Here is a 15,009-nt window from a genome sequence, read left to right as displayed (position 1 = left end):
GCGCAGGCCTGCGCCGGTTGCGCCACCGCGCCTCGGCCGCTGGTCGTGGCCCTGGCCGGCGACCAGCCCGACATCGCCGCCCTGGTCCTGCGGCGCTCGTCCGTCCTCACCGATGCGGATCTCGTCGACGGCATCGCCGTCGGCTGCGAGACCACCCGCACCGCTATCGCCGGCCGGCTCGGCCTCTCCCACGCGGTGTCCGGGGCCATGGCCGAGATCGGCGGCGTCCCCTCCCTCACCGCCCTGGTGCGCAACCGGAGCGCCGGCATCACCACCGGCAGCCTGCTGCGCATGGTGGAGCGGCACGGCGACGATGCCGGCCTCAGGAACGCCCTGACGATACGGGCCGACCTACCCCTCGAAGTCCGGCAAGCCGTCACCGCCCGCGTGGCGGCATCCCTCTCGGCCTTCGCCGTCGCCTCGGGCTGGCTCACCCCGGCGCGCGGGGAGCGGGCGAGCCGCGAAGCCCTGGAGCGCAGCACCCTGGAGGTGAGCGCCGGGGCCGACGGGGCGGACCTCGCCCGCCTCGTGAGCCATCTGCGCATCCGGGGCCAGCTCAATGCCGGCCTGATCCTGCGGGCGATCCTGTCGGGCCGCATGGCCTTCGCGGAGGCGGCCTTGTCCGATCTCACCGGCCTGAAGGCCGACCGCGTGGCCGGGCTGATGCACGACCCCTCCGCCTCGGGCTTCGCCGCCCTCCACCGCCGCGCCGGATTGCCGGCCGTTCTGCTGCCCGCCTTCGTGGCCGCACTCTCGGCCTGGCGCGAGGCCGATCTCCAGGCCGAGCCCGGCCAAGCCAAGCCCGGGAGTGCCACCCTGTCGCGCCGGATGATCGAGCGCGCGCTCACCGCCTGCGAGACCATGCCGCTCGCCGAGGCGCAGAGCGTCATGGCGCTTCTGGCCCGCTACGAGGCCGAGGCCGCCCGCGAGGAGTCCCGCGTCGCCGCCAAGGCCATGGAGGCGAAGGTGAGCCAGGAGACCCGGACGCGGATGCAGATCCTCGACGTGGAATGGCGCCTGGCGCAGCAGCTCGTCTCCCAGCGGCCGGCCCAACCCACGCCGCTGGCGCTTCAGCCCATCCGCATCGACACCGTCGTCGAGCGGGGGAGGACGGTGGAAGCCGTGCTCGATTCTTTGTCCGACGGTCTGATGGCGAGTGTTCGCGAGGCGAGGGCACAGGTCCGCCCGCTCGCCGCCGCGCCCATCGACCTGACCGGCCACGACCTCGTGACGATCAACGTGCCATCCATCGTCGTGTCCCAGCCGGAATTCGATGTCGTACCCGACCCCGTTCGGATCGATGTCGGCATGTCGTCGACCCGCGAGGTCGATGCGGTCCTGGACGCGATTCCCGACGCCCTCATCGCCAGCTACCGCGCCGACCGCGACAGGATGCGCCTCGCCGCCTGACCCGGAGCGGCCATCCGGCGCCATGATCGTCGCCCCTTCGCCCTCATCCGGCTATGAGGGCGGCATGACAGGCACCGACACCCGAGCCGTTCTCGCCGGCCTCGCCCCCGTGGCCGCCCTGGTGGGCTCGATCGTCTCCCTCGTGATCGGCACCTCCTTCGCCAAACAGCTGTTCCCGGTCATCGGCGCGGAGGGCACCTCCGCCTACCGCGTCACCCTGGCGGCGGTGCTTCTGCTGGCCGTGTGGCGACCCTGGCGCCGGACCCTCGGCCGGCGGGATGCCGGTGTGGTGGTGCTCTACGGGCTCGTGCTCGGCGGCATGAACCTGCTGTTCTACCTCTCCCTGCGGACGATCCCCCTGGGGCTCGCCATCGCCATCGAGTTCGTCGGGCCGCTCCTCGTGGCGGTGGCCTCGTCGCGGCGCGCCGTCGATCTCGTCTGGGTGGCGCTCGCCATGCTGGGGCTGTGCCTGCTGCTGCCCCTGGATCGGGCGAGCTCCGGCCTCGATCCCGTCGGCGTCGCCTGCGCGCTGGGCGCGGCCCTGTGCTGGGCGCTCTACATTCTCGTCGGCCAGAGGGCGGGGCACCTGCCCGGCGGGCAGGCGGTGGCCCTCGGCATGAGTGTCGCGGCCCTGGTGATCCTGCCCTTCGGGATCGCTCAGGCGGGCATGGCGCTGCTCTCGCCCTCCCTCGTCGTGGCCGGCCTCGCCGTGGCGATCCTGTCGAGCGCGATCCCGTATTCCCTGGAGATGGTGGCGCTACGGGGCCTGCCGCGCCAGACCTTCGGCATCCTGCTCAGTCTCGAGCCGGTCTGCGGCGCGCTCGCCGGCTTCCTCATCCTCGGGGAGCGCCTCACGCCCCTGCAGGGTGCCGCCATCGCCTGCATCATGGCGGCCTCGGTGGGTAGTACGGTCGGTGCGTATCGGGCGAAACGAGAGAATCTGCGTCAAGCTGGGTGAGCGAGGAAAATATAGTCCCTACAGTCTATTGCAGGCGTCCGTTCTTGCAATCGATGAGGATCTGCGTCGCTGACGCGGCACGTCTTGCCCCGGCGCTCCGGGCGCCCGCAAAACGTGCCGGCACTGACGGGGTCGGGAAAAGCCGCGCCCCTTCCCCGGACGGCTGGAGCGCCGGCGGGACCCGATCCGGCGGCCGGCGCGAGACGCCGCGCAGCGTCACGTCAGCCGAACTGTTCGCGAAGAATCCGCTCGTCGAGGCTGTGGCCGGGATCGTGGAGGAGGGTGAGGTCGGTCTTGAGGTCGAGCCAGGTCTCCACGGTGCAGACCCGGCGGAACTCGGTGTGGTCGGCCACCGCGGCCACCGGGCGATGCGCCGCGTCGAGCACCTCCACCTGGATGCGGGCGTGATCCGGCAGCAGGGCGCCGTGCCAGCGCCGGGGGCGGAAGGCCGAGATCGGGGTCAGCGCCAGGAGCCGCGAATTCAGGGGCAGGATCGGGCCGCCCACCGAGAGGTTGTAGGCGGTGGAGCCGGCGGGCGTCGCGCAGAGCACGCCGTCGGCGATGAGCTCGGGCAGGCGCACATGTCCGTCCACCGAGATCTTCAGCTTGGCGGTCTGGTGCGTCTGGCGCAGCATGTAGACTTCGTTGATGGCACGCGCCGTGTGCCGGCGCCCCTCCACGTCCACCGCCTCCATCATGAGCGGGTGGATGGTGCTGCGCTTGGTGCTCTCCAGCCGTTCGAGGAGGTTGTCCTCGCGCCACTCGTTCATCAGGAAGCCGACGGTGCCGCGATTCATGCCGTAGATTGGCGTGCCGGCCAGCATGAAGCGGTGGAGCGCCTGCAGCATCAGCCCGTCACCGCCCAAAGCCACGATCACGTCGGCCTCCTCGGGGGCGACGCTGTCGTAGCGCCGCATCAGCGTGTCCGCTGCGCTCCTCGCATCGGCGGTGGGGCTCGCGATGAAGGCGATCCTCTGGAAGCGCCGCGCCATGGATGATCGTCCGCTCGTGTTGACGCCGGGCTTCGCCGCGCGCCTCATTCCCCTCGGAACAGGCCGCTGACCCGGAGACCCATAGCATGGAGCGTCCGCTTCTCGTCTACACCACCTTTCCCGATGCCGAGACGGCGCTGGCCATCGGCGAGGAACTGGTGCGCGGGCGGCTCGCCGCCTGCGTCAACGTCCTGCCGGGAATGCGGTCGGTCTATGCCTGGAAGGGGGCGGTGGAGCGGGGTGAGGAGGTCGTCGCCATCCTCAAGACCCGGGAGGGGCTCGCCGATTCCCTCGCCGCCGCGCTGAGGCAGCGCCATCCCTACGAGACGCCGATCATCCTGCATCTCGCCACGAGCGGGGCCGATCCCGACACCGCCTCGTGGATTCTCGCTGAGACCGGCGGTTGAGGCGCGTCCGATCGCCATCCCGCCGGGCCATGAAAAACCCCGCCGCGGCGGGGCCTGGCGGGGAGAATCTGTGGGGGAGGGGCCCGATCAACCGGTCTCGGCTCAGGCAGCCAGACGGTAGGACGCCCGGGCGTTGTCGTTGATGGCGACGAACATGCCGGCGGAGGTGGTGCCGGCGACCGGCGGGGCCGATTCGGGACGATCCGTGAGCAGGGCCAGGGCGGGGCCGACGGCGACGGCGGCGAGACCGAGGATGAACAGAGCGATCATGAAAGGAGCCTCTCTTGCAACTGCAATGAAGCTTATATCGCACCGCACCATGATCCTTGGTATATCACATTCCGTATGACGCCCATGTTTCCGGCGCTGAGCTGCGCCGTCGTCTCGGCGGAGGCGATGCCGCGCGAGGGGAGCGTGTCGCTGTTCCGCGCCGCCTTTTCCTCCTCGGTCGAGGGCGTCTCAACGATGGTTGCCGCCGGACATGCCGGGCATCAGCGGCAGCGTGTGATGCCCGTCGCCGAAGATGATGATGGATAGGGTCAGGCCCAGGGCCGCGACATACAGAACCGCGAAGAGATCGCGGTTGGCACCGGCCGTGGCGAGCACCAGGGCGGCGAACGGAATACTTTGGAGGGCGAGGATGGCGGCGATGTTCATCTCGGGCACTCCGGCGATGGCCGAGCAGAGTTGGACATGACGGCGCATGGGGCGACACGGGAGGGCGGACAGGAGGCGCCCCTCGGACGGGACGCCATCGGCTCCTTCGGTCGTGCCGGGCTCGCCCCGCCGGTCGGGCGGGGCGAGGGGTCGGTCAGGCGTGGGCCAGGGCGCCGGCCGGAGTGACCGAGCCGTTGGCGACGTGGTGGCGCTTGAGCATCGGCCGGAGGACGGCCACGGCCAGGAACGCGGCGAAGAGATCCATGATCGCCACCGTATACAGCACCGTCGCCCAGGTGCCCGTGGCCTGCATCAGGATGTTGCCGAGCGGGACGAACAGGGCGGCGAAACCCTTGGCGCAGTAGAGCACGCCGTAGATCTTGCCGATGTGCTTGGAGCCGAACGTATCGGCGGCCGTGGCGCTGAACAGCGAGTAGACCTCGCCCCAGGCCAGGAACACGATGCCGGACAGGATCACGAAGGCCCAGGGGTTCGAGCCGAAGTAACCGAGAGCGACGATGCCGATGCCCTCCATGGTGAAGGCGATGAACATCGTCTTCTCACGGCCGATCCGGTCCGAGATGTAGCCGAAGAGCGGCCGCGAGATGCCGTTCATGATCCGGTCGAGCATCAGCGCGAAGGGCAGGGCCGCCATGGCGAAGAAGTACAGGTTGACCTGGAACTCCTTCACGCCGAGATCCTGCGCGATGACGCCGAGCTGGGCCACGGCCATCAGGCCGCCGGTGACCGTGCAGGTGAACATGAGCAGCATGACGTAGAAGACCGGCGTGCGCAGGGCTTCCCCGAGGGTGTAGTCGCGCCGGCTCTGCAGGACCTTGGTCGAGAAGATGACCTGGTCCTTGGCCGGGGAGCGCAGGCCGATGGCGGCCAGCATGATGACCGCGCCCTGGATCAGGCCGAAGATGAAGAAGGCCTGGGCGTAGCTGCCGTGCGAGATCATGCTGGCGATCGGCAGGATCGTGAGGGCCGATCCGGCGCCATAGCCGCCCGCCGTCAGGCCGACCGCGAGGCCGCGCTTGTCCGGGAACCATTTCAGGGCGTTGTTGATGCAGGTGGCGTAGACGCAACCGACGCCGATGCCGCCGGCCACGGAGCCGAGATAGAAGCCCGTGAGCGAGGTGGCGTAGGAGTTGATGACCCAGGCGAGGCCGGTCATCAGACCGCCGAACATCACGACCCGGCTCGGGCCGTACTTGTCGATGAAGTAGCCTTCAATCGGGGTCAGCCATGTCTGCACCACGACGAAGATCGTGAAGGCGACCTGGATCGCGGCGCGGTCCCAGCCGAAGGTCTTCTGAATTTCCGGGACGAACAGCGTCCAGGCGTACTGAATGTTCGCCGCCGCGACCATACAGGCCACGCCGAGGACGAGTTGGAGCCATCGCTTTGAAGGTTGCGCCGTTATGGGCGCGGTCACGGACGTCGCCATGAGCTTTCTCCCTGATCATGGACATGGATACTTGAGGGCTTGGAGATCGAGGCACCCCAGCGGATCGGCTCCCTCGGCCGCGGCAAGTGATCGTCGGGATCAGAAGTCGTCGGCTGGTATTCAGTATTTGGCATATCAGATGTGCTGGCAAGCACCATAATGCATGTAAGGGCGGAGATTTGGTGGGATTTCGCGAAATCTTGCCCTATAGCGCCCCACGAATGAGCAGGATGTTTCATCCACCACAGCCGGGAAAATTAATCGGGACGGGGCGGTCCCGGGGGTGACGAGAAGCGGGACCATCGAAGCCATCGCATTCCGAGCTGTTTGACTGGCACGGGCAGGCTATGATCGGATCCCTATCGGGGTAGACAATGTCGCGCCGCGTAGACCCGAGTATTCGATCTGCATAAATTATAAAACTAAGAGTTTTTGACATTTACGTCAAAAAAAACAAACACTTGGTATACTTCGTTCCACGGTCCGACGGACCTCGGTTCGGTCGACGCTTCATCGTCGTGACGCCGGGACTGTCCTTGCGTCGCGGGCAGGGGAACCGTGCGCGCGGCCGTCACCCGGGGAGGCGGACGGGAGACGCCGCCGCTCGGAAACCCGGCCTCGCCTACGGCCGGGAAGAGGGCGAGTTACGCCCGCCCCACCGGATAGCTCCGCCCCTTCCACACCGCCGCTCCGGCGCGCTTAGGGTCCAGCAGGACGTTCCACTGGATCGCCAGGGCCACCACTACCCCGAACGGGTGGAGGAGGATGGTCGCAGCCGGCTCGTGGGTGATGAGGGTGATCGCCGCGCGGGTGGCGAGCGAGACGACGAGGGCGGCGAGCGCCACCAGACCGGCCGTGGGTGTCGCGAGGCCGAAGGCGGCGGCGAGGACGAGGACGAGCGGCAGGACATGGCCCGCGAGCAGGAGCAGCGTCCAGACCGGGAGGGCGCGGGGCGTGGCCATGCCCTCATGGGCGTTCTTCGAGAACCCGGCCCAGGATTCGGCGAAGCTGCGGTACATCCGGCAGTTGGCGAGCGCGTGACCCGCCACGAGGTCGGTGCGATGCCCGGCATGGCGCAGGATCCGGGGCAGGAACACGCCGTCATGCAGGCGTCCGCGGATGGCGCCGTGGCCGCCGGTCTCACCGTAGACGGAGCGGTCGATGAGGACGAGCTGGCCGCAGGCGGCGCCGAGAGCCGGACGGAGCGAGGCGCGCATCATCGGCACGGGGAGGTAGCCGACGAGGAGGAAGTTGATCATCGGCACGGTGAGCCGCTCGCCGAGGCTGCGCATGATCTGGCGCGGCACGGCGCTCACCAGGGCGGCCCCCGTGGCGCGGGCATGGGCGACGAGCACCGCCGCGGCGCCGGGCGTCAGGGTGACGTCGGCGTCGATGAAGAGGAGGTGCCCGCCCCTCGCCTCGGCCGCGAGGGCGGCGCAGGCGTGGTTCTTCCCCGTCCAGCCCTCGGGCAGGGCGGGAACCGGGACGAGCCGGAGCCGGGGATCGGTCTCCGCCAGGGCGCGGACGAGGCCGGCCGTGGCATCGGTGGAATGGTCGTCCCCGACCAGCACCTCCACGGCGATGCCGGTGCTCGCCAGGGCGGCCCGCACCGTGCCGACGATAGTGCCCTCCTCGTCGCGGGCGGGGATCAGGATCGAGACCAGCCCGTCCTGCGCCGATTCCGGCTCCGGCGTGCGCAGGGCGATGAGGTTCGCGCAGGCCAGGATGGCGGGGAGGAGGGCGAAGGCGAGGGCGACGAGCGCCAGGACGAAGGTCACGGGGCTCTGTCTTTCTCGGAGCTGTGGGCCGGGTCGAAGCGGCGGCCGGTGAGGACGGCCCGCATCCGGCGCCAGCCGTCATAAATTCCGCCGATACCCTTGCCGCCGGAGGTCAGGGTCGTGAAGCGCTCGGGCTCGTGGGCGACGACGTCCGCGGAGAGCCGGTCGAGGGTGGCGGTCAGGTCGGCCTCCATCCGGGCCAGCCGCTCCGGGCGGGACAGCGCGAGGAGATCGGCACCCCGCACCGGCGTGCCGAAGGCCGCGAAGGCTTCGGCGCCTCGTTCTTCCCAGAAGGCGTAGTCCAGGGCGAGGGGCACGAACAGCGCGTCCGGGGCGATCTCGGGGAGTCTCGCCACTCCCGCGCGCAGGTCGAGCGGGCGGGCGCGGACATCGACGAAGCGTCCCTGCGCCGTGATCCAGAGCATCTGTCCGGGCGCGCCGAGGATCGCGCGGGAATGGGCAAGGAACTGCGCCGCCCCGCGCAGCGACTCGAGATCCACCGGAAACGCGCCGATTCGCCCGAAGACCGCGTATTTCTCCAGCGCCGCCGCATCGAACGGGGCGTGGCTCGTCCGCTCGGGAAACAGGCGGCCGGCCAGGAGGATCACCACGGCCGCGTCCCACCACGACGGGTGATTGAGGACGACGACGACGGGGCCGGGATGGCCGGTACAATCCGGCGCGCCCCAGCGGGCGAGCCGGAGCGCGTTCATGTGGCGGCGCAGGAACCGGTCGAAGTACCAGACCATGAACCGCCAGATCGGTGGCGAATGGCGCGGCGTGGGGGGAGCCGGCGGGCTCACGCGCTCTGCCGCACCTCGCCGCGGGTGTCTCCGCCCTGCGCGTCGGAATCGAGCGCGTCGGCGGCGATCCAACCCGACATCATCACCATGGGCATGCCGGGGCCGGGATGGGCCGCGCCGCCGGCGAGATACAGGCCGCGCACCTGCCGCGAGCGGTTGCCTGGCTTGAACGCGCCCATGAACTTGCCGTGCGAGGCGAGGCCGTAGATCGCCCCGTTGAGCACCTTGTAGCGCTCGTGGATGTCCTGCGGCGTCAGATGGCGCTCGACGACGATGCGCTCTTCGAGATCCGGCATGTGGCCGGTGCGCTTGAGCTTGTCGAGGATCACCCGCCGGTAGGCCGGGAACATTGTCTTCCAGTCGTGATGTGGCCGAAGATAGGGCGTGTGGACGAGGACGTAGAGGGCCTCGCCGCCCTCCGGTGCCACGCTCGGATCGGTGGAGGAGGGGGCGGCGAGATAGGCGGTCGGGTCCGGAGCCGGCTCGCCCTTGCGGTAGATGTAGTCGAACTCCTCCTCCGGATCGCGGGAGAAGACGAAATCGTGGTGGTTCAGGTGCTCGTAGCGCTTGTTCAGGCCGAGATAGAGCACCACGCCCGAACAGGCCGGCTCGAAGCTCTTCTTCTCGTAGGCCTTGCCGACATCGCCGCCGACGAGCTCGCGGTAGGTCCGCACCGAGTCCATGTTGGAGATCACCGCGTCGAACGGGGTGATGCCGGCGGCGGTCTTCACGCCCTTCACCTTGCCCTTCTCGATGGCGAGCCCGGTGACCTCGTCGCCCGGCCGCAGGGTGGCGCCGAGTTCGGAGGCGAGCTTCGTCAGCGCCTCGGCCACCGCGCGGGTGCCGCCCATCGGGTACCAGACCCCCTCGGCGGTCTGCATGTGGGCGATGGCGCACAGCACCGCCGGCGCGCCGTAGGGGGACGAGCCGACATATTGCACGAAATGGTCGAGCATCTGCGCGAGGCGCGCATCCTTGACCTTCGAGCGGATGGTGCCGGCCACCGACGAGCCCATGCGGAGGGAGAGCACGTCCCGCAGGGTACCGGGATTCATGTTGGCGCGGATGTTGATCGTGTCGAACAGATCCTCCACCGGCTTCCAGAAGAAGAACTTGTTCGAGACGTCGTGCAGGTGCTCGGAGATCTCGAGGAACTTCTTGTAGCCCTCGCCAGCGCCGGTATTGGGCGCGAAACGCTCCATGTCGGCGGCCATGGTGGGCACGTCGGCCATGAGGTCGAGATGGGTGTCGTCGTCGAAGAAGCAGCGCCATTGCGGATCGAGGCGGCGCAGGTCGAGGTAGTCGTGGATGTTGCGGCCGGCCTCCTGGAAGATCCGCTCCAGCACCTTCGGCACCGTGAGGATGGTCGGGCCCATGTCGAAGCGGAAACCGCCCTCGTGCAGCACCGCCGCCTTGCCGCCGAGCCAATCGTTCTTGTCGTAGAGGGTGACTGTGTGGCCGCGCGCCGCGCTGACGCAGGCCGCCGCGAGGCCGCCCAACCCTGCGCCGACCACGGCGACCGAAGACCCGACCCGCATGTTCATCGTCACTCCCTGGGCCCGGCCGATGCCATGCCTCGCGGATGAAGCTAGACCGGATCGCCGCGCGGTCAACGCGCTAACCGGTCGCGCCATCGGAGTTATCGCCCATTTCAGGGCCGGGAGCGGGGATAGGAGGTCCGGCTCGGCCAGTTTCGGGTTCGAGGTGACGCTCGCTGGCTCACACCACCCGGCGCGCCACCAGACCAACGGCGGCCACCAGGCCCAAGGCCGCCACGGTGATCATCACCCCCCAGGCCGGCATCGCCGCGGCCATGCCTTCGCCGAGCGCCGTCTGATAGGCCTCGATCGCCCAGGCGTTGGGGGTGAGCCAGCCGACCTGCTGCAGCCAGGGTGGCATCAGGAAGCGCGGCACCATGCTGCCGCCCACCGCCGAGAGCAGCAGGACCCCGAAGGTGGAGGCGAGATGCGCCTGCTGGCGGGTATTGGCGGCCGCGCAGGCGGCCAGCGCCAGCCCCGCCGCCATGGCCGAGACGAGAAACGAGGTGACGATCCAGGCCGGCCAGTGCGGGCCGATCTCGACCCCATAGACGAGTGCGGCGGCGGCGAAGATCAGCCCGGCCTGGACCACGCCCTGGATCACCAGGAACAGGAACTTCCCCACTACCACCACGGCGAGCCCGCCGGGCCCGGCCATGAGCCTGTCGGCGAGGCCCGATTGCCGCTCCTCCACCAGGGACATCGCCCCCTGCATGGCCGCGAACAGCAGGAACACGGCGGTTATGGCGCCGGCATAGTAGCTGACCCGCTCGTTGGTGCGGCCCGAGGCGGTGCTCTGGCGCTCCACCAGGGAGGCGAAGGAGAACGGCTCCTTGCGGGCGCGCTGCTCGGCGAAGGCCGAGTTGAGGAAGGCGCGTTCGTCCGTCCCGATCTTGCCCGACCGTTCCACGTCGGCGACGATCCGGGCGAGGACCACGTCCGGCAGGGCCTCGTTGAGGATGCGCTGCAACTGGCCGAGCGCGATCGGCGTGGCCAGTGCCCGGGCGGGGTTCTCGATGAGAATCACCGGCTGGGCGGCCTCGGGCGGGGCTCCGGCCACGGGCGCGTCGAGATCGCCGCGCAGGACCAGGGCGGCGTCCACCTCCCCGCGCCGGACCGCGCCCGTCGCCCCGGCGAGATCGGTGGCCTTCAGCCGCTCGATGCGCAGGGAGGTGTCGGCCTCCAGGGCCGCCATCAGCCGCTCGGTGGTCGCCGTGCGGGCGAGGTCGACGAGACCGAGATGGATGCGGATCCGGTCGCCGATGGCGCCCGAGAAGATCGCGGCGAAGATCATGAAGATCACGGTCGGCAGGACGAAGGCCATGACCAGGGCGGCGCGGTCGCGCCGCAGGCTGATCAGCATCACCCGGAAGGCGGCGGTGATCATGCCTCGTGTCCCGTGTGGAGGGTCAGGGGCCGGTCCGGTCCGGCGCGGTCGAGGGCCTCGCGGTAGATCGCGTCCAGACCCGGCGCGCGGATGCGGATTTCCCCCACCGGCACGCCTTGCGCCCGCAGGCTGCCGAGGAGCGCGGTTCCGTCGAGCCCGGCCCGGTGGCTCGCCCGCCAGGTCAGTCCGGTATCGATGGGGGTGAATCCCGCCCGGCGCAGGGCCGCCACGGCGTCCGGGCCGGCGGGATTGGTGAGCGCCACCTCGTGCTCGGGAACCTCCGCGCGGATGCGTTCGAGGAGGAGGGCGAGCCGGCCTTCATGGATGAGCCGCCCGTCCGCCAGGATCGCGACACGGTCGGCGAGGCGTTCTGCCTCGGCGAAATCGTGGGTGGCGATGAGGATCGCGGCGCCCTGCTCCCGCAGGCGGGCGAGCACTGCATGGATCGCGGCGCGCGCGTGCAGATCCACTCCCTGGGTCGGCTCGTCGAGGAGGACGAGGCGCGGCCGCGCCATCAGGCTCGCGGCGATGTTGGCCCGGCGCTGGTAGCCGCCGGACAGGTGGCCCACCGGACGCCGCGCCACCTCGCCGAGATCGGCCAGATCGAGGGCGGCCTGGACTGCCGCCTTGCGCTCGCGCCGGCCGATCCCGGAGAGTTGTGCGAAGACGGAGAGGTTCTCGGCCACGGTGAGGCGCGGATAAAGGGCGATCTCCTGGGGCACCCAGCCGATGGCGCGCCGCGCCTCGCGCTCACGGAACGGGTCGGCACCGGCGATCCGCACGGTGCCGCTCTCCGGCGGCAATCGTCCGGCCACGATGCGCATGAGCGAGCTCTTGCCGGCACCGTTCGGGCCGAGCAGGGCGAGGGTCTCTCCGGCCTCGATCCGGCAATCGACGCCGCGCAGGACGCGATGCCCGCGATAGGCGAGGGTGGCGCCCCGGACCACGACCAGGGGCTCCTGTCCCGGATTCATGAGCGGCGGGGTCAGCGGGGTGGCAGGGCGCGGACGAGGCGTACCCGCACCGCGACCCCGGGCTCGCGCAGGGTGAAGCGCGCGCGGCTGAAATCCGGGCGGGCACGGCCCATCTCGCCGGAGAAGCCATAGGGTTCCAGCGGCAGGCCGAGGCCGGTGCGGTCGAGGCGGCGGTTGCCGTCGAGATCCTGGTAGGCGGCGACCGCGTAGATACCGGGCTCGATCCCGGTGAGGATCACCCGCCGGCTGCGGCCGTCCGCCGGGACGTCCTGCCCGTTGCGGCATTCGGCCTCCGACAGGCCGCCCTGGCACAGGGCGACGTAGACCGTGCCGGCGCCGGGCTCGATCCCCTCCACCAGCACCTCGACCGTGGCCGCTTGCGCGCCGCCGCAGGCCAGGGCGACGGTGAGGGCCATCGCGAAAACGCCCCTCACGAAGCGTCGCCCGACGTGGCGAGCGGCTGGGTGGTGGGGATGCCGGCGGCCTCCGCGCCGACGCGCCCGGCGGAGAGCTCCTCGATGAGGAGGCGGGCGGTGATGCGCGCGCCCTCGTAGATCACCGGCAGGCCCGAACCCGGATGAGTGCCGCCGCCCACGAGGTAGAGCCCCGGTCCGAAGCGGTTGTGAGGGCGGAAATACAACATCTGCATCAGGTCGTGGGCGAGGTTGAAGGTGGCGCCCTCATACACGAAGAAATCGTCCTGCCATTGCGACGGGTCGACGATGCGCTCGTAGCGGATGCGATCCTCGATATCGTCGAGGCCGAGCAGCTTCAGCCGGTCGAGGACGAGGCGGCGGTAGCTCTCACGGGTGGCGGGCCAGTCGATCCCCGATTTCAGGTTCGGCACCGGCACGAGGACGTAGAGGCTGGTATGCCCGGCCGGCGCCATGCCGCCATCGGTGTAGCCCGCGTGCTGGACATAGAGCGAGGGCTGCATCGGCAGGGTGCCCTCGGTGATCTCCCGGATGTTGCGGGCGTATTCCTCCGACAGGAAGATGGTGTGGTGGCCGAGCCCCGCCGGCACTTTCCCCTCGATCCCGAGATACATCATGAAGGTCGAGCAGGAGAGGCGGGCCTTGTCGATCTTGGCGTCGCGCCAGCGCGGGCGGTGCGTCTGAGGAACCAGATCCTTGATCACCTTGGCGAAATCGCCGTTGATGACCACGGCGTCGGCCTTCAGCGTCTCGGTCCCGCAGACCACGCCGATCGCTTTCTTGCCCTCGAAGAGCACCCTGTCCACCGAGGTGCCGAGGCGGATGTCCACGCCCATGCGGCGGGCGAGCCCGGCCATCGCTTCCGACACCGCGCCGCAGCCGCCGACGGGATGATAGACCCCGTGCTCGTATTCGAGGAACGACAGGATCGTGAACAGGCTCGGGCAGCGGAACGGCGACATCCCGAGATATTTGGTCTGGAACGCGAAGGCGAGGCGGACCCGCGGGTCCTTGAAGTAGCGCTGCAGGTCCTTGTCGACGCTGCGGCCGGGATGGAGATGGGGCAGGGCGGCGATCATGGCCGGGGAGGCCATGGCGCGCAGGGTGTGGAAGGCCTGTTCCAGCACGGGCTTGAAGAATTTCAGCTTCACCCGGTTGTCGGCGAAGAATTTCCGGACGTTCCTGGCGTCGTCCGGGGCGATGCGGGCGACCTCGGCCTCCAGCCGCTCCATGTCGTTGGTGGCGCGGATCTCGCCGCCCGCCTCGAAGACGAGGTGGTATTGCGGATCGAGCCGTTCGAGCTTGACGTGATCTTCGAGCCGTTCCCCGCAGGTCTCGAAGATGTCAGCGAGAATCTGTGGATAAAGGAAGAAGGTCGGGCCGATGTCGAACCGGTAGCCGCCGGGGGCCTCCACGGTCTTCGTCCGGCCTCCCACGGCCGGGTCCTTCTCGACCAGGGTGACGTGAACGCCGGCGCGGGCGAGAAGAAGTGCCGTCGCCAATCCCCCAGGACCGGCGCCGACGACGATGACGCGGCGTCCTGACAGGGTCCGCAGGCCATCCCGTGACTGAAGCAACGCAATCAACTCCCTCGTCGACGACCTCCGATGGGAAACCTCCCATGCGCCAGGCGTATCGGCATCCGTGCCAAGCTCAAAGCCCGGAGTCGGGGATGCCACCCATACCGGTCTAGCTTGCCGCCTAATCTCGACCGGCGGCAGGGGCGGGACAATTGCCACGGATTGTCGCGTGTCCGCATGAAGGACGCTGCATGGCCAGATGGTGGAGCGCCAATGCCCCGGCGGTGGCCACGTTCAGCGAATCGAAGCCGGCGGCCATGGGGATCCGCACGGTGCGGATCCGCGCCATCAGGCCGTGCGACAGGCCCGGCCCCTCGGTACCGAGCAGCAGGAGCGTGCGGGGCAGCGGCGGCAGCTCGGCAAGCACGTCGTCTCCCCGCGGGCTGAAGGCGAGGGGAACGAGAGCGTTGGCGTGCGCGAAGCCCAGCATCGCCTCCGCGTCGAGGCGGGCGAAGGGGACGGTCAGCGCCGCGCCGGCCGAGACCCGGATGGCCTTGCGGTAGAGCGGATCGCAGGTGGCGGGGTCGAGGAGCACGCCGTCGGCCCCGAAGGCCGCGGCGTTGCGGAACAGGCCGCCGACATTGTCGTGGTTGGTCAGCCCGACGAGGCCGGCCACGAGGGCAGGGGCCGGAGGCGGGGGA

At 69.7% G+C, this 15,009-nt stretch carries 15 protein-coding genes; 3 read left to right on the top strand and 12 right to left on the bottom strand.

The window, feature by feature from the left end; translation table 11 throughout:
- Both FV220_RS19980 and FV220_RS19975 read left to right on the top strand, forming a co-directional pair.
- A partial coding sequence (locus FV220_RS19980) for a DUF2336 domain-containing protein (protein ID WP_147832985.1) occupies positions 1–1,410 on the top strand: 1,410 nt, incomplete at its 5' end.
- A gap of 64 nt (positions 1,411–1,474) precedes the next feature.
- On the top strand, positions 1,475–2,368 hold the full coding sequence (locus tag FV220_RS19975) for a DMT family transporter (RefSeq protein ID WP_026175901.1): 894 nt from the start codon (positions 1,475–1,477) through the stop codon (positions 2,366–2,368).
- Positions 2,369–2,589: 221 nt separating this feature from the next.
- On the opposite strand, the gene FV220_RS19970 is transcribed toward FV220_RS19975, so the two are convergent.
- A complete protein-coding gene (locus tag FV220_RS19970; RefSeq protein ID WP_018043637.1) occupies positions 2,590–3,360 on the bottom strand; it encodes an NAD kinase in 771 nt (256 codons plus the stop codon).
- A gap of 86 nt (positions 3,361–3,446) precedes the next feature.
- Between FV220_RS19970 and cutA the strand changes: the two genes are divergently transcribed.
- On the top strand, positions 3,447–3,767 hold the full coding sequence (gene cutA, locus FV220_RS19965) for a divalent-cation tolerance protein CutA (RefSeq protein ID WP_147832984.1): 321 nt from the start codon (positions 3,447–3,449) through the stop codon (positions 3,765–3,767).
- Between the two features lie 102 nt (positions 3,768–3,869).
- Here cutA and FV220_RS25625 read toward each other — a convergent pair whose 3' ends face one another.
- The 11 genes from FV220_RS25625 to FV220_RS19915 all read right to left on the bottom strand — a co-directional run.
- Entirely contained in the window at positions 3,870–4,037 is a 168-nt protein-coding gene (locus FV220_RS25625; RefSeq protein ID WP_156629687.1) for a hypothetical protein, read from the bottom strand.
- A 189-nt stretch (positions 4,038–4,226) separates the two neighbouring features.
- The gene (locus tag FV220_RS19960) at positions 4,227–4,472 is read right to left on the bottom strand and encodes a hypothetical protein (RefSeq protein WP_238253892.1); all 246 of its coding nucleotides are present in this window, start codon (positions 4,470–4,472) and stop codon (positions 4,227–4,229) included.
- A gap of 106 nt (positions 4,473–4,578) precedes the next feature.
- Entirely contained in the window at positions 4,579–5,874 is a 1,296-nt protein-coding gene (oxlT, locus tag FV220_RS19955; protein WP_056149589.1) for an oxalate/formate MFS antiporter, read from the bottom strand.
- Positions 5,875–6,518: 644 nt separating this feature from the next.
- Positions 6,519–7,652, bottom strand: a complete 1,134-nt coding sequence (locus FV220_RS19950; RefSeq protein WP_147832983.1) for a glycosyltransferase family 2 protein — start codon at positions 7,650–7,652, stop codon at positions 6,519–6,521.
- A complete protein-coding gene (locus FV220_RS19945; RefSeq protein WP_147832987.1) occupies positions 7,649–8,401 on the bottom strand; it encodes a lysophospholipid acyltransferase family protein in 753 nt (250 codons plus the stop codon). Before FV220_RS19945 ends, FV220_RS19950 begins: the two co-directional genes overlap by 4 nt.
- Before the next feature lie 50 nt (positions 8,402–8,451).
- Positions 8,452–9,993, bottom strand: a complete 1,542-nt coding sequence (gene crtI / locus FV220_RS19940; protein WP_147832986.1) for a phytoene desaturase family protein — start codon at positions 9,991–9,993, stop codon at positions 8,452–8,454.
- 181 nt (positions 9,994–10,174) lie between these two features.
- Complete coding sequence (locus FV220_RS19935) at positions 10,175–11,380, bottom strand: ABC transporter permease (protein WP_147832982.1); 1,206 nt, start codon at positions 11,378–11,380, stop codon at positions 10,175–10,177.
- Entirely contained in the window at positions 11,377–12,354 is a 978-nt protein-coding gene (locus FV220_RS19930) for an ABC transporter ATP-binding protein (protein WP_147832981.1), read from the bottom strand. Before FV220_RS19930 ends, FV220_RS19935 begins: the two co-directional genes overlap by 4 nt.
- An 11-nt stretch (positions 12,355–12,365) precedes the next feature.
- A complete protein-coding gene (locus tag FV220_RS19925; protein WP_056149572.1) occupies positions 12,366–12,770 on the bottom strand; it encodes a DUF2141 domain-containing protein in 405 nt (134 codons plus the stop codon).
- Positions 12,771–12,784: 14 nt separating this feature from the next.
- Complete coding sequence (gene crtI / locus FV220_RS19920) at positions 12,785–14,365, bottom strand: phytoene desaturase family protein (RefSeq protein WP_056149569.1); 1,581 nt, start codon at positions 14,363–14,365, stop codon at positions 12,785–12,787.
- Positions 14,366–14,489: 124 nt separating this feature from the next.
- Positions 14,490–15,009 (bottom strand): TrmH family RNA methyltransferase (locus FV220_RS19915; RefSeq protein WP_281406096.1); only part of this gene is annotated, 520 nt, incomplete at its 5' end.

This window comes from Methylobacterium sp. WL19 (assembly GCF_008040005.1).
In the GTDB taxonomy this organism is placed as follows: domain Bacteria; phylum Pseudomonadota; class Alphaproteobacteria; order Rhizobiales; family Beijerinckiaceae; genus Methylobacterium; species Methylobacterium bullatum.
Note: the sequence above shows the minus strand (reverse complement) of the source record. Positions and strands in the feature narration are given on the sequence as shown.

Coding starts and splice junctions, on each gene's coding strand:
- FV220_RS19975 (WP_026175901.1), top strand. CDS start 1,475: ATGACAGGCACCGACACCCGAGCCGTTCTCGCCGGCCTCGCCCCCGTG.
- FV220_RS19970 (WP_018043637.1), bottom strand. CDS start 3,360: ATGGCGCGGCGCTTCCAGAGGATCGCCTTCATCGCGAGCCCCACCGCC.
- cutA (WP_147832984.1), top strand. CDS start 3,447: ATGGAGCGTCCGCTTCTCGTCTACACCACCTTTCCCGATGCCGAGACG.
- FV220_RS25625 (WP_156629687.1), bottom strand. CDS start 4,037: ATGATCGCTCTGTTCATCCTCGGTCTCGCCGCCGTCGCCGTCGGCCCC.
- FV220_RS19960 (WP_238253892.1), bottom strand. CDS start 4,472: ATGCGCCGTCATGTCCAACTCTGCTCGGCCATCGCCGGAGTGCCCGAG.
- oxlT (WP_056149589.1), bottom strand. CDS start 5,874: ATGGCGACGTCCGTGACCGCGCCCATAACGGCGCAACCTTCAAAGCGA.
- FV220_RS19945 (WP_147832987.1), bottom strand. CDS start 8,401: ATGGTCTGGTACTTCGACCGGTTCCTGCGCCGCCACATGAACGCGCTC.
- crtI (WP_147832986.1), bottom strand. CDS start 9,993: ATGCGGGTCGGGTCTTCGGTCGCCGTGGTCGGCGCAGGGTTGGGCGGC.
- FV220_RS19935 (WP_147832982.1), bottom strand. CDS start 11,380: ATGATCACCGCCGCCTTCCGGGTGATGCTGATCAGCCTGCGGCGCGAC.
- FV220_RS19930 (WP_147832981.1), bottom strand. CDS start 12,354: ATGAATCCGGGACAGGAGCCCCTGGTCGTGGTCCGGGGCGCCACCCTC.
- FV220_RS19925 (WP_056149572.1), bottom strand. CDS start 12,770: ATGGCCCTCACCGTCGCCCTGGCCTGCGGCGGCGCGCAAGCGGCCACG.